The 18172-nt window shown below is 60.6% G+C and carries 14 protein-coding genes; 13 read left to right on the top strand and 1 reads right to left on the bottom strand.

Annotated features, from left to right (window positions below):
* Nucleotides 1–3 precede the first annotated feature (3 nt).
* The 5 genes from murD to murB all read left to right on the top strand — a co-directional run bounded on the left by murD (nucleotide 4) and on the right by murB (nucleotide 6258).
* Nucleotides 4–1416 (top strand): UDP-N-acetylmuramoyl-L-alanine--D-glutamate ligase, encoded by a 1413-nt coding sequence (gene murD, locus PY650_RS25540; protein ID WP_285882379.1) that lies wholly within the window; start codon nucleotides 4–6, stop codon nucleotides 1414–1416.
* 1 nt (nucleotide 1417) lies between these two features.
* The gene (gene ftsW, locus PY650_RS25535) at nucleotides 1418–2572 is read left to right on the top strand and encodes a putative lipid II flippase FtsW (RefSeq protein WP_285882378.1); all 1155 of its coding nucleotides are present in this window, start codon (nucleotides 1418–1420) and stop codon (nucleotides 2570–2572) included.
* Nucleotides 2573–2750: 178 nt separating this feature from the next.
* Entirely contained in the window at nucleotides 2751–3875 is a 1125-nt protein-coding gene (murG, locus tag PY650_RS25530; protein ID WP_285882377.1) for an undecaprenyldiphospho-muramoylpentapeptide beta-N-acetylglucosaminyltransferase, read from the top strand.
* A complete protein-coding gene (gene murC / locus PY650_RS25525) occupies nucleotides 3872–5287 on the top strand; it encodes a UDP-N-acetylmuramate--L-alanine ligase (RefSeq protein ID WP_285882376.1) in 1416 nt (471 codons plus the stop codon). The genes murG and murC overlap by 4 nt, the downstream gene beginning before the upstream one ends.
* A complete protein-coding gene (gene murB, locus PY650_RS25520) occupies nucleotides 5284–6258 on the top strand; it encodes a UDP-N-acetylmuramate dehydrogenase (RefSeq protein WP_285882375.1) in 975 nt (324 codons plus the stop codon). The genes murC and murB overlap by 4 nt, the downstream gene beginning before the upstream one ends.
* A gap of 88 nt (nucleotides 6259–6346) precedes the next feature.
* On the opposite strand, the gene PY650_RS25515 is transcribed toward murB, so the two are convergent.
* A complete protein-coding gene (locus PY650_RS25515; protein ID WP_285882374.1) occupies nucleotides 6347–7672 on the bottom strand; it encodes an MFS transporter in 1326 nt (441 codons plus the stop codon).
* 273 nt (nucleotides 7673–7945) lie between these two features.
* Here PY650_RS25515 and aqpZ point away from each other — a divergent pair, with 273 nt between their 5' ends.
* The 8 genes from aqpZ (at nucleotide 7946) to recN (ending at nucleotide 18102) form a co-directional block, all read left to right on the top strand.
* Nucleotides 7946–8632: an aquaporin Z gene (aqpZ, locus tag PY650_RS25510; RefSeq protein WP_285882373.1), complete on the top strand. Its 687-nt coding sequence runs from the start codon at nucleotides 7946–7948 to the stop codon at nucleotides 8630–8632.
* Between the two features lie 296 nt (nucleotides 8633–8928).
* A complete protein-coding gene (locus tag PY650_RS25505) occupies nucleotides 8929–9855 on the top strand; it encodes a D-alanine--D-alanine ligase (RefSeq protein ID WP_285882403.1) in 927 nt (308 codons plus the stop codon).
* Nucleotides 9843–10775: a cell division protein FtsQ/DivIB gene (locus PY650_RS25500; RefSeq protein ID WP_432761580.1), complete on the top strand. Its 933-nt coding sequence runs from the start codon at nucleotides 9843–9845 to the stop codon at nucleotides 10773–10775. Before PY650_RS25505 ends, PY650_RS25500 begins: the two co-directional genes overlap by 13 nt.
* Nucleotides 10772–12103: a cell division protein FtsA gene (gene ftsA, locus PY650_RS25495; protein ID WP_285882372.1), complete on the top strand. Its 1332-nt coding sequence runs from the start codon at nucleotides 10772–10774 to the stop codon at nucleotides 12101–12103. Before PY650_RS25500 ends, ftsA begins: the two co-directional genes overlap by 4 nt.
* A gap of 110 nt (nucleotides 12104–12213) precedes the next feature.
* Entirely contained in the window at nucleotides 12214–13971 is a 1758-nt protein-coding gene (ftsZ, locus tag PY650_RS25490; RefSeq protein ID WP_285882371.1) for a cell division protein FtsZ, read from the top strand.
* A 330-nt stretch (nucleotides 13972–14301) separates the two neighbouring features.
* Nucleotides 14302–15258: a UDP-3-O-acyl-N-acetylglucosamine deacetylase gene (gene lpxC, locus PY650_RS25485; protein ID WP_285882370.1), complete on the top strand. Its 957-nt coding sequence runs from the start codon at nucleotides 14302–14304 to the stop codon at nucleotides 15256–15258.
* A gap of 288 nt (nucleotides 15259–15546) precedes the next feature.
* On the top strand, nucleotides 15547–16416 hold the full coding sequence (locus tag PY650_RS25480; RefSeq protein ID WP_285882369.1) for an outer membrane protein assembly factor BamD: 870 nt from the start codon (nucleotides 15547–15549) through the stop codon (nucleotides 16414–16416).
* 12 nt (nucleotides 16417–16428) lie between these two features.
* Nucleotides 16429–18102 carry a DNA repair protein RecN gene (gene recN, locus PY650_RS25475; protein ID WP_285882368.1) on the top strand — a complete coding sequence of 558 codons (1674 nt, stop codon included), beginning with the start codon at nucleotides 16429–16431 and terminating at the stop codon, nucleotides 18100–18102.
* The last annotated feature ends 70 nt before the right edge of the window (nucleotides 18103–18172 follow it).

Below are 18172 nucleotides of genomic sequence, written 5' to 3'. Positions count from 1 at the left end.
GCGATGATCCCTGTCACCACGCTCAAGGGGAAAAAGGTCGCACTCTTCGGCCTCGGGGGCTCGGGTTTTGCCACCGCACGGGCGCTTGTTGCCGGTGGCGCCGAGGTGACCGCCTGGGACGACAATCCCGACAGCGTGGCGAAGGCCGGCGCCGAGGGCATTGCCGTTGCCGATCTCAGAACCATCGATTGGAACGGGCTGTCGGCCTTGGTGCTGTCACCCGGCGTACCGCTGACGCATCCGAAGCCCCACTGGACAGTCGACCTCGCTCATGCCGCCGACGTCGAAGTCATTGGCGATGTGGAGCTCTTCGTCCGCGAGCGGCGGGCACATGCGCCGGATTGTCCCTTCATCGCCATCACCGGCACCAATGGCAAATCGACCACGACGGCGCTGATCGCCCATATCCTGCAATCGAGCGGGCGCGACACGCAACTCGGCGGCAATATCGGAACGGCCGTCCTGACGCTGGAGCCGCCGAAGGCCGAGCGCTACTACGTCGTGGAATGCTCCTCCTATCAGATCGATCTCGCCCCGACGCTCAATCCCTCGGCCGGCATTCTGCTCAATCTGACGCCCGATCATCTCGACCGGCACGGTACGATGCAGCACTATGCTGATATCAAGGAACGGCTGGTGGCCGGTAGCGACGTTGCCATCATCGGCGTCGACGATAGCTACTCTTGGCTGATCGCCGACCGTGTCGAACGGGCGGGCGTCAAGGTAACCCGCATCTCGCGGCGGCATCCGCTGGCAGACGGACTTTATGCCGAGGGCAGCCGCATCATCCAAGCAGCGACCGCGGCGAGCTCGGAAATTGCCGATCTCGACGGCATCCAGACGCTGCGCGGCGGCCACAATGCGCAGAACGCCGCGGCGGCGATCGCGGCTTGCCTTGCCGTCGGCTTGTCAGCGGACCAGATTCGTGCGGGGCTCAAATCCTTCCCGGGCCTCAAGCATCGCATGCAGCCGGTCGGCCGGCGCGGCCGCGTCGTTTTCGTCAATGATTCGAAGGCAACCAATGCGGACGCCGCCGCCCCGGCGCTCGCAAGCTACGACAACATCTACTGGATCGCCGGTGGTTTGCCGAAAGAAGGCGGTATTACGTCGCTGGCGCCGCTATTTGAGCGCATCGCCAAGGCCTATCTGATCGGGGAGGCGGCTCCCGCCTTCGCGGCGACGCTCGGCGAAAAGGTGCCCTACGAGATTTCAGGCACGCTGGAGCGCGCGGTCGCCCATGCGGCAGCCGATGCGGACAGGGATGAACATGCGGCGTCGGCGGTAATGTTGTCCCCGGCTTGCGCAAGCTTCGATCAGTACAAGAATTTCGAGGTCAGGGGTGATGCCTTCGTCAGCCACGTGGCTGCGATCGAAGGTGTCACCATGCTGGTCGGTTCAGCAACTGGAGGCAATTGATATGGTAAGCCGCGTTGAGCGTGGGGCCTTGGCCGATTGGTTCTGGACCATCGACCGCGTGTTCCTGGCACTATTCATCCTGCTGATCGGCATCGGCTTCATGCTCTCCTTCGCGGCGTCGCCCGCAGTCGCCGAGCGCATCGGGCTCGAACCCTTCCATTTCGTCAAGCGCCACGCCCTGTTCCTCGTTCCGGCGATCGCGACGATGATCGGCATCTCCTTTATGTCGCCCCGGCAGGTGCGGCGCACGGCGGTCATACTGCTCGTCGTTTCGCTGGCGATGATGCTCTTTGCATTGTTCTTCGGTGTCGAGGTCAAGGGATCGCGGCGCTGGGTCAATATCGCGGCGCTCTCCATCCAGCCGTCGGAATTCATGAAACCCGCCTTCGTCGTCGTCTGCGCCTGGCTGTTCGCCGAGCATGCGCGCCAGCCAGAAATTCCCGGCAATCTCTTTGCCATCATTCTCTTCGGCATCGTTGCGGCGCTCCTCGTTGCACAGCCCGACCTTGGGCAGACGATTCTCACCACTGCCGTCTGGGGCGGCATGTTCTTCATGGCCGGCATGCCGTGGCTGTGGATCGGGGTCCTCGGCGGTCTTGGTGCCGGCGGCTTCGTGGCCGCCTACTACGTCTTTCCCCACGTGGCGCTTCGCGTCGACAAGTTCATGACGGGCGAGGGCGATACGTTTCAGGTCGATACGGCCAAGGAAGCGATCATTCATGGCAACTGGTTCGGCGTCGGTCCGGGTGAAGGTATCGTCAAGCGCATCATTCCCGATGCTCATACCGACTTTATCTTCTCGGTTGCTGCCGAGGAGTTCGGTGTCGTCTTCTGCATGGTACTCGTCTGCATCTTCGCCTTCCTGGTGCTGCGCGGTCTGTCGCATGCCTATAGAGAAAAGAACGATTTCAACCGCTTTGCCGTCGCCGGCCTGGTACTGCAGATCGGTATTCAGTCGATCATCAATGTCGGCGTGAACCTGCAGTTGCTGCCTGCCAAGGGCATGACCTTGCCGCTGATCTCTTATGGCGGCTCGTCGATGACCGCCATCTGCGTGACGGCAGGCTTCATTCTCGCGCTCACGCGCCATCGGCCGGAAAAGAGGGCGCAGGACCGCACACTCTTTCGCGTGACGCATGGATTGCCGGCGGAGTGATCGTATTGGACTGGTCTACACGTCACCCGCATTTGCCGGACTACGCCTATTCTTTGTTCGCTTTCGCAAGGACGGGGGTCTATGAAGGACGCTTGACGTACGTCAGTGACGCGGGGATGGCGGCTTCCTATATTACGGAGATGCCCCGTGTAGAGGGGTATTCGCGGGAGCGAAGATCATGAGTAAAGGCATTATCCTGCTTGCCGCCGGCGGAACCGGCGGCCACGTATTTCCTGCAGAGGCGCTGGCCTATCAGCTGAGGGAGCGCGGCTATTCAGTGCACTTGGTCACCGACAGCCGCGCCGAACGCTATGCCGGCAAGTTCCCCGCCGATGAGATTCATGTCGTGCCGTCGGCAACGATCGGCTCTAAGAGCCCCATCAAGGTCGCCAGGTCGCTCTGGACGCTGTGGACGGGCATGCGCGCCGCGCGCAAGTTGATCCGCAATATCAAGCCGCTGTGCGTCGTCGGATTCGGCGGCTATCCGACCGTGCCGCCGTTGCTTGCCGCCACCCGCATGGGTGTGCCCACCATGATTCACGAGCAGAATGCCGTCATGGGCCGCGCCAACAAGGCGCTTGCCGGGCGCGTCCAGGCGATCGCAGGCGGCTTCCTGCCGGAGAAGGGCGGGGCGTTTGCCGAGAAGACGGTGACGACCGGCAACCCCGTGCGTCCGGCGGTAATCGAGGCAGCAAGACGGCCCTATGTGCCGTCCGGCGCCGATGATCCTTTCAATCTGGTGGTCTTCGGTGGCAGCCAGGGTGCGCAATATTTCTCCAAGGCGGTGCCGACGGCGATCAGCCTGCTGGAGGAGCCGCTGCGCAAGCGCCTGCGCATCACGCAGCAGGTGCGCCCCGAGGACATGGAGACGGTCAATAGCTGCACCAGGCGGCTGGAAATGGACGCCGATGTCGCACCGTTCTTTACCGACATGGCCGAGCGTATCGGTGCTGCGCATCTCGTTCTTTGTCGGTCCGGCGCTTCGACGGTGTCCGAACTCGCCGTCATCGGCCGCCCGGCGATCCTCGTGCCCTATCCTTACGCCCTTGATCACGACCAGGCGGCCAATGCGGCGGCCCTTGCGGCGACCGGCGGCGTAAAGGTCATTGCGCAAGCCGAGCTGACGCCGGAGAAGCTGTCGACGATATTGCGCGGCGCGATGACGATGCCGGAGAAGCTTTTGAAGATGGCGGCGTCGGCCAAACAGGCGGGCAAGCCGGATGCGGCGAGCTTGCTGGCGGATCTGGTAGAGGCTATTGCCGCAAAACGTTCAATTCAGGAATTCAAGGGGGCGGGCGCATGAAGCTGCCGAAGGCTATCGGCCTTGTGCATTTTATCGGTATCGGGGGGATTGGGATGAGCGGCATCGCCGAGGTGCTGCATAATCTCGGTCATCGCGTGCAGGGGTCCGACCAGTCGGAGAGCGCCAATGTGCAGCGGCTCCGCGACAAGGGCATCCCGGTCCATATTGGTCACAAAGCGGACAATCTCGGCGACGCCGAAGTCGTGGTGGTCTCCACGGCCATCAAGAAGAACAATCCGGAGCTTGTAGCCGCGCGCGAAAAGCTGCTGCCGGTGGTGCGCCGCGCCGAGATGCTGGCCGAGCTGATGCGCTTCCGCAACGCCATCGCCATAGGCGGCACGCATGGCAAGACCACGACGACCTCACTGGTCGCGACCCTGCTCGAAGCCGGCGGGCTTGACCCGACCGTCATCAATGGCGGCATCATCAACGCTTATGGCACGAATGCCCGCATGGGCGAAGGTGAGTGGATGGTGGTGGAGGCCGACGAATCGGACGGCACGTTCCTGAAGCTGCCCGCCGACGTCGCGGTCGTCACCAATATCGACCCGGAGCATCTCGATCACTATGGCAATTTCGACGCCGTGCGCGCCGCCTTCGGGCAGTTCGTCGAGAACGTGCCGTTCTACGGCTTCGGCGTCATGTGCCTCGACCACCCGGAAGTGCAGGCGCTGGTCGCCCGCATCGAGGACCGCAAGGTCATCACCTATGGCGAAAATCCGCAGGCCGATGTGCGCTTCATGAATGTACGCATCGACGGAACCCGCTCGCTGTTCGATATCGAAATCCGCAGGCGCCGAACCGGCAAGGTGATCCAGATCAGGGATCTCGTCATGCCAATGCCCGGCCGGCACAATATTTCGAATGCGACTGCGGCGATCGCCGTCGCCAACCGGCTCGGCATTTCCAATGAGGCTATCGCGAAGGGTCTCGCCTCCTTTGGCGGTGTCAAACGCCGCTTCACGCTGACCGGCGAATGGAACGGAGTTAAGGTCTTCGACGATTACGGTCATCATCCGGTCGAGATCAAGGCAGTGCTGAAGGCGGCGCGCGAGGCTTGCAAAGGCCGCATCATCGCTGTCCATCAGCCGCATCGCTATACGCGCCTGTCGAGCCTGTTCGAGGAATTCGCCGCCTGCTTCAACGATGCCGACAGCATTTTCCTCGCACCGGTCTATGCCGCTGGCGAGGAGCCGATCGAGGGTGCGGATTCGCAGGCGCTGGTGTCGCGCATCAAGGCAGGTGGCCATCGCGATGCGCGCTATCTGGCGTCTCAAGAGGATCTTGCCCGTATGGTTGCGGAGATTGCGCGACCGGGTGATTTTGTGGTTCTCTTGGGGGCTGGTAGCATCACTTATTGGGCAGCTTCATTGCCAAAGGAATTGGAAGGCCTTTCGGGTAAGTCCGCATGAAACAGGTAAATGGGGAAAAGCTTCTGGCGTCGCTCGGCGACAGCATTAAAGACATTCGCGGCCGGTTGACGCCGGATGCGCCGATGGATCGCGTCACATGGTTTCGCGCCGGCGGGTTGGCGGAGCTGATGTTCCAGCCGCACGACACCGACGATCTGATCGCTTTCCTGAAGATACTGCCAGCCGAAGTGCCGTTGACGGTGGTGGGCGTCGGCTCGAATATCCTGGTGCGTGACGGCGGGATTGCGGGCGTTGTTCTGCGCCTGTCCGCCAAGGGCTTCGGTTCGGTCGAGCTTGCCGGTGAGAACCGCATCCTGGCCGGCGCCATTTGCCCGGATAAGCACGTCGCCGCCATGGCCATGGATAACAGCATCGGTGGCTTCCACTTCTTTTACGGCATACCCGGCGGTATCGGCGGCGCGGCGCGCATGAATGCCGGCGCCAATGGCTGTGAGACGCGCGATCGCGTTGTCGAGGTGCATGCGCTCGACCGCAAGGGGAGGAAGCATGTGCTGACCAATGCGCAGATGGGCTACTCCTATCGCCATTCGACCGCATCGGACGATCTGATCTTTACCCAAGTTCTTTTCGAGGGCTATCCCGAGGATCGAGCGAAGATTCGCGCCGAAATGGATGCCGTGCGCGCGCATCGCGAGACGGTGCAGCCGATTCGCGAAAAGACCGGTGGTTCGACGTTCAAGAACCCCGAAGGACATTCCGCCTGGAACCTGATTGACGAAGCGGGCTGCCGCGGGCTTGTCATCGGCGGAGCGCAGATGTCGTCGCTGCACTGCAATTTCATGATCAATATGGGGCAGGCGACCGGCTACGATCTCGAATATCTCGGCGAGCAGGTTCGTCGCGAAGTCTTCGAGAAATCCGGCATCAAGCTGGAATGGGAAATCAAGCGTCTCGGCTGCTTCATGCCTGGCCGCGAGGTCCGGCCGTTTCAGGGGGTGACGACGGAATAGGCATTCGGCCGCGTTTTTCCCTCATGCGATGGCTCAACAAAAAGGCCGGGTTTTCACCCGGCCTTTTCAATTGGTTATGGGGAAGTCCTCAAACTTCGTCGTTGCCCGACAGCAGAATGCCAATCAGCGAGAGAGCGGCGGCCAGCGCCAGATAGTAGCCGACATAGACGAGCCCGTAGTTCGATGCGAGCCAGGTGGCGATATAGGGAGCCAGCGAGGCCCCGACGATGCCGCCGAGGTTGAAGGTCATCGAGGCACCGGTGTAGCGCACGGCAGTCGGGAACGGAGCGGAAAGTGCTGCGCCGATCGGACCATAAGTGAAGCCCATCAAGCCTAGGCCGATGATCGAGCAAGCGAACGCGCCGGCAAGACCCGCGGTCAAGAGCGTCGAATAGTAAAGACCGAAAATCAGGATGGCGATCGTCGTCAGGATCAGAACGAGCCGGCGCGAATAGCGATCCGACAGCAGACCGGAAAGGGGGATCGTCAGACCGAAGAAGACCACGCCGACGAGCTGGACGACCAGGAACTGGCCCTGCGAAAAGCCTAGACCCGGGGGGACGGCCGTAAGCGACCGGGTGCCCCAGCTCAGCGTGAACGCGGTCATCAAATAGAACAGCACGAAGGTTGCAACGGCGATGATCGTTCCGAGGATAAGGCTGCGCAGATGCGAGCCGAAGATAACCGCGATTGGAACGGAAACGCGCTCCTCTTTTTCGATCGCGCGCCGGAATTCCGGCGTTTCGGTGATCTTCAAACGCACGTAGAGGCCAATCGCAACTAGCGCCAGGCTGATGAGGAACGGAATACGCCAGCCATAAATCAGGAAGTCGGCATCGGTCATGCTTTCACGCAGGATCAGGAAGAGACCCGCCGACAGGATGAAGCCGATGGGCGCGCCAAGTTGCGGGAACATGGCGTACCAGGTGCGCTTGCCTTCGGGTGCGTTTTCCGTGGCGAGCAGCACCGCGCCGCCCCATTCGCCGCCGAGGCCAAGGCCCTGGCCGAGACGGCAGAGCGCCAGCAGCAATGGTGCGAGAATGCCGATCGAATCATAGCCGGGAAGCAGGCCGATCACGACCGTCGAAAGGCCCATGGTCATCAGGGCGGCTACCAGCGTCGCCTTGCGGCCGATCCTGTCGCCGAAATGGCCGAAGATCATCGCGCCGATCGGTCGCGCGAAGAAGGCGATGGAGAAGGTCGCGAACGACTGCAGTGTTGCCGACGTTGGGTCGCTTGCGGGGAAAAACAGCTTCGGGAAGACGATAACCGCCGCCGTCGCATAAATGTAGAAGTCGAAAAATTCAATCGTTGTGCCGATAAGGCTCGCGATCAGAACACGTGCCGGGGAATTCGCAACGACGCTGTTCGATGACGAGGGGGTCGGCGATAAGGGTGATATCGCGTCAGTCATGGTCCTACCGATTTAGAATTTGCCAAGGTTAACTTAGCGGGTAACGCGTGTCCTTAGCGCAATTTTCGTTCGGCGCAAACGTTCGAAACGCAAGAAAGCAATAAATGCGTGCTAATCTGTTGCCGCATTCGTCGACTGGAGAGCGATCGATTGGAGAGCGATTGAGCGAACGTTTGCTGTTTTGAAGGGCGTTTGTCCGGCGAACCTTGACCGGAATCTTTTTTTCATAAATGGCTGACTACCGCTCTGGTTGAGGGCTGAGGAGAAGCTTTTATGCAGAAAAAACTTATTGCAGAATTTCTTGGAACATTCTGGCTCGTGTTCGGTGGCTGCGGCAGTGCAATCTTTGCGGCAGCGTTCCCGAACCTCGGTATCGGTTTTCTAGGTGTTGCTTTCGCGTTCGGGTTGACGGTGCTCACCATGGCCTTTGCGGTCGGGGGTGTGTCGGGCGGCCATTTCAATCCGGCTGTTTCAGTCGGTCTGACGGTTGCGGGTCGCTTGCCCGCTTCGCAGCTCATTTTCTACGTCATTGCCCAGGTCGCAGGCGCAATCGCCGCCGCGGCGGTGCTTTACCTGATCGCCAGCGGCAAGGCTGATTTCCAACTTGGCAATTTTGCCGCCAACGGCTACGGCGAGCATTCGCCAGGCGGCTATTCGATGGTATCGGCACTGATTGCCGAAATCGTGCTGACGCTGTTTTTCCTGATCGTGATTCTCGGTTCGACCAGCGCGAGGGTACCGGCTGGGTTCGCGCCGATCGCCATCGGCCTCGCGCTGACGCTTATCCACCTGATTTCGATCCCGATCACCAATACGTCGGTCAATCCGGCCCGCTCCACCGGCCAGGCATTGTTCGTCGGGGGGTGGGCGCTGCAGCAGTTATGGCTGTTCTGGGTGGCCCCGATCGTCGGTGCTGCACTTGGTGGCCTCGTTTGGAAACTTCTCGGCGATCGCGACTGATTGAGGGTCGAAATAGCCTTAGGAAGGCCCGCACCGAACACCCCGGCGCGGGCCCATTTGTTTAAAAATTTCTAAAGATCGATATTCAAAAGTAGCAACTCTCTGATTCCAATGGCAGAATTCTTCAAGCCGATTTGATTCGAAGAAACCGATGTCGGTGAAAGCCGTCGGAAGTTAACGAAAGTAAACGCTTCATTAACCTTAATGTAGTTCTAATGGAGCCGCAAAAGACGTAGCGAGAATCGTTGCTTAGCGGTCCAGAGGCGTCGATCGAACTGGGTGAAATGGGGGTATTGATGGGTGGCAAGCATGTGGCTGTCCTTATGGGCGGATTTTCCTCGGAGAGGCCGGTTAGCCTGTCTTCGGGAAAAGCATGCGCCAATGCTCTGGAGTCCGAGGGTTTCCAAGTCACGCGCATTGACGCGGGCCGCGACGTGTCCCAGCGCCTTGCCGATCTGAAGCCGGATGTCGTTTTCAATGCTCTGCACGGACCTTTCGGCGAAGACGGCACCATCCAGGGTATCCTTGAATACCTCGAGATCCCCTACACTCATTCCGGCGTGCTTGCGTCGGCGCTCGCGATGGACAAGTCGCGTGCCAAGAAGGTGGCCGATGGCGCCGGCATTCCAGTGGCTGATTCGCGTGTGATGAGCCGTTTTGCCATTCTCGGCGAGCACCCGATGCGGCCGCCCTACGTGGTGAAGCCGGTGCGGGAAGGTTCGAGCTTCGGTGTCGTGATCGTCAAGGAAGGTCAGGCGCATCCGCCACAGATCATCGCCTCTTCAGAGTGGCGCTATGGCGACGAGGTGATGGTCGAGCGTTATATCCATGGCCGAGAGCTGACGTGCGGCGTCATGGGCGATAAGGCGCTCGGCGTAACCGAGATCGTGCCGCAGGGGCATAGCTTCTACGACTACGATTCCAAATATGCAGAGGGCGGATCAAAACACGTCATCCCTGCTAAAATTTCACCGAATCTTTACCAAAAGATACAAATATTAGCGTTAAGGGCGCATCAAGCTATCGGCTGCCGTGGCGTCAGTCGATCTGACTTCCGTTATGACGATCGCTTTTCCGAAGAGGGCGAGCTTATCTGGTTGGAAATCAACACCCAGCCCGGCATGACGCCTACCTCGTTGGTGCCTGAAATGGCCGCTCATGCCGGCTACTCCTTTGGCGAATTTCTCCGGTGGATGGTGGAGGACGCGTCTTGTTTGCGCTGACGGTCAAATATATGAGGCGGTCCCGCCACCGCGTCCCGCTCGCGATCGACGATGTCGAGGATGCGTTCGTGCTGCCGCGGCCAATGCGTCGTATCGTGCGTTTCCTGGTGAGCCTCGGCTCCGGGCGCGTCAACATTCCGGCTCACACAGGCACGGTTTGCGCTCTCGCCCTCCTGGCTGCGACGGGCCTCTATGGCATGTCAATCGGCGGTCATACCCAGGACGTGGCGCAGGCAACGACAACGGCTGCTGGCTTTGCCATCGAAGACGTGAAAGTCTCGGGCAATGATCAGACCTCAGAAATCGAAATCCTGCAGCTTCTCGGTCTTGATGGCACCACGTCGCTTGTGGCGCTCGATGCCGATGCGGCTCGCCAGAAGATCGCGAGCCTGCCCTGGGTGCAAAACGTCGAAGTCCGCAAGGTCTATCCGAAGACGGTCGAGGTGAAGCTTACGGAGCGCAAGGCCTATGCCATCTGGCAGCACGGCGCGGAACTGTCGCTGATTGAGAAGGATGGCAGCGTCATTGCGCCGCTGCGCGACAACAAATTCGCCAAGCTGCCGCTGTTCGTCGGCCGTGATGCCGAAACTGCAGCAGCGTCGATCGATGACGAGTTTGCCAACTGGCCGGATGTTCGCGGCCGTGTGAAGGCGTATGTGCGTGTCGCCGGTCGCCGTTGGGATCTCTATCTCGACAATGGCGTGATCATCAAATTGCCGGAAAACAACATTGATGGCGCGCTCGCACGGCTTACCAAGCTCGACAAGGACGAGAACCTGCTGCAGCGCGATGTCGCCGCCGTCGATCTTCGCCTCGATGACCGTACCGCTATTGAATTGACACCGGATGCAGCGCTTCGCCGCCAGGCGGCGTTGGATGCAAGAACCAAGGCTTTGAAGAAAGCAGGGCAGGATACATGAGCTTATTCAGTTCGTCCCATTTCGGTCTGCCGCGCCTAAAGCCGCTGTCATCCAAGCGGTCGCACATCGTATCGGTCCTCGACATCGGTTCGACGAAGGTCGTCTGCATGATCGGCCGGCTGACGCCGCGCGAAGAAAGCCAGGTTTTGCCGAACCGCACGCATAATATCGAGATCATTGGCATCGGCCATCAGCGTTCACGTGGCATCAAGACCGGTGTGATCGCCGACCTCGACGCATTGGAAAACGTCGTTCGTCTCTCGGTCGATGCCGCCGAGCGCATGGCTGGCCTTACCGTCGACAGCCTGATCGTCAATGTTTCCGCGGGCCGTCTCGGCAGCGACATCTACACGGCCACGATCGATCTGGGCGGTCAGGAAGTCGAGGCCAACGATCTGAAGAAGGTGCTCGCCGCCGCCTGCCAGCAATCGTTGCGCCAGGATCGGGCCGTGCTGCACTCGCTCGCGACCGGTTACTCGCTTGACGGTGAGCGCGGCATTCGCGATCCGCTTGCCATGTTCGGCGACTCGCTCGGCGTCGACATGCATGTGGTCACCGCGGAGCGCGCAGCCCTTCGCAATCTCGAGCTCTGCATCAATCGTGCGCATCTCTCCGTCGAAGGTATGGTTGCGACACCCTATGCCAGCGGTCTTGCCGCTCTCGTCGACGACGAAGTCGAACTCGGCTGCGCCGCGATCGATATGGGCGGCGGCACGACGACGATCTCGGTCTTTGCCGAAGGCAAGCTTGTGCACACAGACGCCGTTAGCCTTGGCGGTCATCACGTGACCACGGACTTGGCCCGCGGTCTTTCGACCCGCATCGAGGATGCCGAGCGCCTGAAGGTAGTCCATGCGTCCGCGCTCGCCAATTCCTCGGAAGAGCGCGAGCTGATTTCCATCCCGCCGATCGGCGAGGACGAACGCGACCAGCCGACCCAGGTGCCGAGGGCGCTTGTGTCGCGCATCGTCAAGGCTCGCATAGAGGAAACGCTGGAGCTCATTCGTGATCGCATCCAGCGCTCGGGTTTCAGCCCGATCGTCGGCAAGCGCGTGGTTTTGACGGGTGGCGCAAGCCAGTTGACCGGCCTGCCGGACGTGGCGCGGCGCATCCTTGCCCGCAACGTGCGTATCGGCCGCCCGATGGGCGTGTCCGGCTTGCCGACGGCAGCCAAGGGGCCCGCCTTTTCAACGGCGGTCGGACTGATGATCTATCCGCAGGTTGCGGACATGGAGACACATGCGACGGGCAGCGGCCTGCTCTCGTCGCTTGGGGGTAACAACAGCCGCATCGGCCGCGTTGGCCAATGGCTGAAGGAGAGTTTCTGAGTGCCTGATCCCGGATCGCGGCAAGCGCTTTCCGGGCAGGGGTCAGGCGAGTGAAATATAGTGAATTGGCCGGCGTGGCGATGCGGCCATAAAGAGAAGGAACGGGTACCATGACTATCAAGCTGCATAAGCCAGATATCACCGAGCTGAAGCCGCGGATCACCGTGTTCGGTGTCGGTGGTGGTGGCGGCAATGCCGTCAACAACATGATCACGGCAGGCTTGCAGGGCGTCGATTTCGTCGTCGCCAATACGGACGCACAGGCTTTGACGATGACGAAGGCGGAGCGGATCATCCAGCTCGGCGTCAATGTCACGGAAGGCCTCGGCGCCGGCTCGCAGCCGGAAGTCGGTCGCGCAGCCGCTGAAGAGTGCATCGACGAGATCATCGATCACCTGAACGGTACCCACATGTGCTTCGTCACCGCCGGCATGGGCGGCGGCACGGGCACGGGTGCTGCGCCGGTCGTCGCACAGGCCGCTCGCAACAAGGGCATCCTGACCGTCGGCGTTGTTACCAAGCCGTTCCATTTCGAAGGCGGTCGCCGCATGCGGCTCGCCGAAATGGGCATCCAGGAGCTGCAGAAGTCGGTCGACACGCTGATCGTCATTCCGAACCAGAACCTGTTCCGTATCGCCAACGACAAGACGACCTTCGCAGACGCCTTCTCGATGGCCGACCAGGTTCTCTATTCGGGCGTTGCCTGCATCACCGATCTGATGGTGAAGGAAGGTCTGATCAACCTCGACTTCGCCGACGTCCGTTCGGTCATGCGCGAAATGGGCCGCGCTATGATGGGTACGGGCGAGGCTTCCGGCCAGGGCCGTGCAATGCAGGCTGCTGAAGCTGCTATAGCCAACCCGCTGCTCGACGAAACCTCGATGAAGGGTGCGCAGGGCCTGCTGATCTCGATCACCGGCGGGCGCGACCTTACCCTGTTCGAAGTCGACGAAGCTGCGACCCGCATTCGCGAAGAAGTCGATCCGGACGCCAACATCATCCTCGGCGCCACCTTCGACGAATCGCTGGAAGGCATCATCCGCGTGTCCGTTGTTGCAACCGGCATCGATCGCGCAATGAACGAAGCCGCCGACAAGGCGATGGAATTCCGTCCGGTCGCAAAGCCGGCTGTCCGTCCCTCCGCGGCCGTTGCTCCGGCAGCGGCCGCAGCTCAGCCTGCCCATGTCGCGCAGGCACCGAAGGCCGCCGTCGATCCGATCGCCCAGACCATCCGTATGTCGGAAGCCGAAATGGAGCGTGAGCTGGAATTCCAGATCGCCCGCCAGCAGCAGCCGGCCATGCAGCAGCAGCCCGTCGCTCAGGAAGAGACCTTCCGTCCGCAGAGCCGCATTTTCGCAGGCGCACCCGAGGCACAGCCGATGCGTCAGGCTCCGGTTCAGCATCAGCCGGCTCCGGTCATGCACCAGCAGCCGGTGATGCAACATCAGCCGGCCCCCGCGCAGATGCAGCAGCCGGTCCGGCAGGAGCCGATCATCCGGCAGGCGCCTGAGCAGATCCGCATGCCGAAGGTCGAGGATTTCCCGCCGGTCGTTAAGGCCGAAATGGAGCATCGTGCTCAGCCGGTTGCCGCACAGGCTTCGGAAGAGCGCGGTCCGATGGGGCTGCTGAAGCGAATCACCAATTCGCTCGGTCGTCGCGATGAGGATCCGGCTTTCAACGACATGACGGCTTCGGCTCCGAACGCCGCGTCGCAGCAGCGCCGTCCGCTGTCGCCGGAAGCTAGCCTCTACGCACCGCGTCGTGGCCAGCTCGATGAGCAGGGCCGTCAAGTTCCGCAGGCGCGGATGGCGAACCAAGAAGACGACCAGCTCGAAATCCCGGCGTTCCTGCGCCGCCAGTCGAACTGATCTCATTTAGATCATCCTATTAATAGGATACTAACCATGTTCAAAGAATCCGGGGCTCATCGGCCCCGGATTTCTTTATTTTCGGCCTGTCTTTAATTCTAAAATAACGCAGCAAATTCAATTGTCTGCTTTCGTAACAAAGCGAAAGAAACAGTGATTTGGAATGCGATGCCCTGGCGCGTATGTAAGTAGCAAGCGAACCTGTGGAATCACATTCAACAACTGTTGCATGTGAATTCGCAGAGTAGAAAACAGACTGAACCAGCAGGGAGGGCAAGGGTCCGAAGATGACCGCCTGTTCTGGGACAGATAGACGAAGGCAGAATTTATATGGCAATCGGATTGCTGGGTTTTCAAACCACCATTGCGAACCCTGTAACACTTTCGGGTATCGGCGTTCACTCCGGCGCCAATGTGTCGATCACGCTCTATCCGGCTGAAGCCGGTGCGGGTGTGATCTTCCAGCGCATGCACGACAACGGCGACGTGACCGAACTGCGCGCAGTTTCCTCGCAGGTGGGCAATACCGATCTCTGCACGGTTCTCGGCTTCTCGCCGGCGCGCTCCGTCGCTACCGTCGAGCACGTCATGGCGGCGATCTACGCGATCGGCCTGGACAATGTCATCGTCGAAGTATCCGGCGCGGAAATGCCGATCATGGACGGCAGCGCTTATCCCTTTATCGAAGCAATCGAGCAGGTCGGTATCGTTTCGCTCGGCGTTAAGCGCCGTTACATCCGCGTCACCAAGCCTGTGCGAATCGACGCTGGCGGCTCCTGGTGCGAATTCCGCCCCTATGACGGAACGCGCTTCGAAGTCGAGATCGACTTTGAAAGCCCTCTGATCGGCCGGCAGAAGTGGGAAGGCGATCTGACTGCCAAGACGTTCAAGACCGAGCTGGCGCGCGCTCGCACCTTTGGCTTCATGCGTGATGTCGAACGTCTCTGGGCTTCCGGGCACGCGCTTGGCTCTTCGCTGGAAAATTCCGTCGTCATCTCCGACGACAACACGGTGATCAATGTCGAGGGGTTGCGTTACGCCAAGGACGAATTCGTCCGCCACAAGACACTGGATGCCGTTGGCGATCTGGCGCTGGCGGGCGCACAGTTCATCGGCTGCTACCGCTCCTATCGCGGCGGTCACCGCATGAATGCCAATGCGTTGAAGGCTCTGTTGAGCGATCCGTCTGCCTACGATGTCGTTGAGACTTCCGCACCGCGGCAGCGTGCGCATAGCCGCGAATTCGTTGCCGTCAGCGCTCCCGAATTCGCCCCCTGGTCTGCATGACCTCCAGGAACCCAGGTGGCTAAGTGGCCGCCCCCGAAAGGGGGCGGCTCTTTTTTTGACAGGAGATTCGCTAACGGTGCTTCAAGGCGGGTGCTGAGCGTCGCATTAGAGCAGGCTGCAAGCGAAATCTCTTGTCAATACAGCGGTCAAAGCCTGCATTCGCGCAGTCTTTGCCACAAAAATGCGTTAATGCATCATCATTGCGTTGCTCTGATGGTGCTTTTGCGGCTAGAAACGCCAGCGAAAGAACGCCGTTTCCGCAACAACGGCTAGTGGGACAGTCATCCGATGGGTTTTGCAGGGTCTGAAAGCATGAAGATTACAACACGGGCTTTGCTCGTCTCGCTTCTCCTGGCCGGTACCGGTGCGGTGGTAACGGGTTGCAATACGGACAAGGATATCGACATCACCAAGCTCGGCGTCGAGACCGATCCACCGGAAACCCTCTACAATCAGGGCCTAGCCAACATCAAAGCCGGCAATATGACCGAAGCCGGCAAGAAGTTCGACGCCATCAACCAGCAGCAGCCCTTCTCCGAATGGGCACGCAAGGCGCTGGTGATGAGCACCTTCGTCAAATATCGCACCGGCGCCTACGATGAGGCCGTCCAGACGGGCAACAGCTATCTCAAGCAGTATCCCGGCTCCGAAGATGCCGCCTACGTTCAGTATCTCGTCGGTTCGTCCTATGCCAAGCAGATCGTCGACGTAACCCAGGATCAGCGCGCCGCGCAGCAGACGATCGACGCGATGTCGAAGGTCGTCAACAACTATCCGAACTCGCAATATGTCAGCGACGCTCAGACCAAGATTCGTTTTGCCCGCGACCAGCTCGCCGGCAAGGAAATGCAGATCGGGCGCTACTATCTCGAGCGTAAGGATTACCTTGCAGCCATCGCCCGCTTCCGTATTGTCGTCGAGCAATATCCGACGACGAATCAGATCGAAGAGGCGCTGGCGCGCTTGGTTGAAGCCTACTACGCCATGGGCATCGTTCAGGAGGCGCAGACGGCAGCTGCCGTTCTCGGCCACAACTATCCGGACAGCCGCTGGTATGCAGATTCCTATAAGCTTCTGAAGACCGGTAACCTTTCGCCGAATGAAAACGAAGGCTCCTGGATTTCGAGAGCGGGCAAGAAACTTCTTCTTGGGACGTGAGATTAAGCGCACATGCTGGTCCAGCTTTCGATCCGCGATATCGTTCTGATCGAGCGGCTGGATCTTGCCTTTGAAACCGGTCTTTCGGTCCTAACCGGCGAGACGGGCGCGGGCAAATCCATCCTGCTTGACAGTCTTTCGTTAGCTCTCGGCGGGCGCGGCGATGGCGGTCTCGTGCGTCATGGCGAGGATCGTGGCCAGGTCACAGCAGTTTTCGATGTGGGCATGCAGCATGCTGCCCGTAAGCTTCTGCGCGAAAATGGCATCGATGACGATGGCGACCTCATCTTCCGCCGCACCCAGTCCTCCGACGGCCGCACCAAGGCTTTTGTCAACGACCAGCCGCTCAGCGTTCAATTGATGCGCCAGGTGGGGCAGCTTCTCGTTGAAATTCACGGACAGCATGACGACCGCGCGCTCGTCGATACCGATGCACATCGCATGCTGCTCGATGCCTTCGCCGGCATTGCCGAGGAAACCCAATCTGTTGGACGGCTTTACAAGATCTGGCGCGATACTGAGCGGACGCTGAAGAAACAGCGCGAGCAGGTGGAGAACGCCGCGCGAGAAGCTGACTATCTCCGGGCCTCGGTGGAGGAGCTGGAAAAATTGTCCCCGCAAGACGGAGAAGAGGACGACCTCGCAGAACGTCGCTCGCGGATGATGAAGGCGCAGCGCATTGCCGGCGACATCTCCGAGGCCTCGGAGTTCCTGAACGGTAACGCCTCGCCTGTGCCGCATATCGCTTCCCTGGTTCGCCGATTGGAGCGCAAGAGCCATGAGGCGCCAGGCTTGCTGGAAGACACTGTAGCCCTACTCGACGCCGCGTTGGATCAGCTCTCCAATGCGCAGATGGAAGTCGAGGCGGCGCTGCGCAAAACGGAATATGATCCGAGAGAATTGGAGCGTGTCGAGGAGCGGCTGTTTGCGCTGCGCGCCGCCTCACGCAAATATTCCGTCCCGGTCACCGGCTTGCCGGCGCTGGCTCGGACGATGAACGCCGACCTCGTCGATCTCGACGCCGGTGAAGAAAGGCTGACGCGTCTGGATGCCGAGCTCGCTATTGCCAAGGCTGATTACGATGCCGCCGCGCGCAGCCTCTCGGATAAGCGTCGTCACGCCGGCGTGGCGCTTGCCGCCGCGGTCATGGCTGAGCTGCCGGCGCTGAAACTGGAGCGGGCGCGCTTCATGGTGGAGATCACCACCGATGCCGACGAAGCGACAGCCGAAGGCATCGATGTCGTCGAATTCCATGTGCAGACCAATCCGGGGACGCGGCCGGGGCCGATCATGAAGGTGGCTTCCGGTGGCGAGTTGTCGCGTTTTCTGCTGGCGCTGAAGGTAGCACTCGCCGATCGAGGTTCGGCTCCGACCTTGGTCTTCGACGAAATCGACACGGGTGTCGGCGGTGCGGTGGCCGACGCCATCGGCCAGCGGCTGAAGCGCCTCTCGGAGCGCGTGCAGGTGCTTTCCGTCACCCATGCGCCGCAGGTCGCCGCGCGCGCAGCAACCCATCTACTGATCTCCAAGGGGCCGGTTGCGGATAATTCAGAAAAGATCTCCACGCGGGTTGCCACAATGGAACCGAAGGACCGCACGGAGGAGATCGCCCGCATGCTCGCAGGCGCGTCGGTGACCGAAGAGGCGAGGGCGGCTGCCAAGCGCTTGCTGGCTGGCAACGGCTGATTACTATCTTCGTCCGGTCGCTGGGTTTTTCCGGTCCTTTCCATTAGATGCCGGGATGCGCATTTTCGGC

Origin of the sequence: Martinezella calliandrae (genome assembly GCF_030272695.1) — a bacterium.
Lineage (GTDB): Bacteria > Pseudomonadota > Alphaproteobacteria > Rhizobiales > Rhizobiaceae > Rhizobium > Rhizobium calliandrae.
The sequence above is the reverse complement of the archived record's forward strand: the minus strand, read 5'-3'. Positions and strand labels throughout refer to the sequence as shown.

Coding starts and splice junctions, on each gene's coding strand:
- PY650_RS25480 (WP_285882369.1), top strand. CDS start 15,547: ATGGGTTTTGCAGGGTCTGAAAGCATGAAGATTACAACACGGGCTTTG.
- murG (WP_285882377.1), top strand. CDS start 2,751: ATGAGTAAAGGCATTATCCTGCTTGCCGCCGGCGGAACCGGCGGCCAC.
- PY650_RS25505 (WP_285882403.1), top strand. CDS start 8,929: ATGGGTGGCAAGCATGTGGCTGTCCTTATGGGCGGATTTTCCTCGGAG.
- murB (WP_285882375.1), top strand. CDS start 5,284: ATGAAACAGGTAAATGGGGAAAAGCTTCTGGCGTCGCTCGGCGACAGC.
- ftsW (WP_285882378.1), top strand. CDS start 1,418: ATGGTAAGCCGCGTTGAGCGTGGGGCCTTGGCCGATTGGTTCTGGACC.
- PY650_RS25515 (WP_285882374.1), bottom strand. CDS start 7,672: ATGACTGACGCGATATCACCCTTATCGCCGACCCCCTCGTCATCGAAC.
- ftsA (WP_285882372.1), top strand. CDS start 10,772: ATGAGCTTATTCAGTTCGTCCCATTTCGGTCTGCCGCGCCTAAAGCCG.
- murC (WP_285882376.1), top strand. CDS start 3,872: ATGAAGCTGCCGAAGGCTATCGGCCTTGTGCATTTTATCGGTATCGGG.
- lpxC (WP_285882370.1), top strand. CDS start 14,302: ATGGCAATCGGATTGCTGGGTTTTCAAACCACCATTGCGAACCCTGTA.
- ftsZ (WP_285882371.1), top strand. CDS start 12,214: ATGACTATCAAGCTGCATAAGCCAGATATCACCGAGCTGAAGCCGCGG.
- murD (WP_285882379.1), top strand. CDS start 4: ATGATCCCTGTCACCACGCTCAAGGGGAAAAAGGTCGCACTCTTCGGC.
- recN (WP_285882368.1), top strand. CDS start 16,429: ATGCTGGTCCAGCTTTCGATCCGCGATATCGTTCTGATCGAGCGGCTG.
- aqpZ (WP_285882373.1), top strand. CDS start 7,946: ATGCAGAAAAAACTTATTGCAGAATTTCTTGGAACATTCTGGCTCGTG.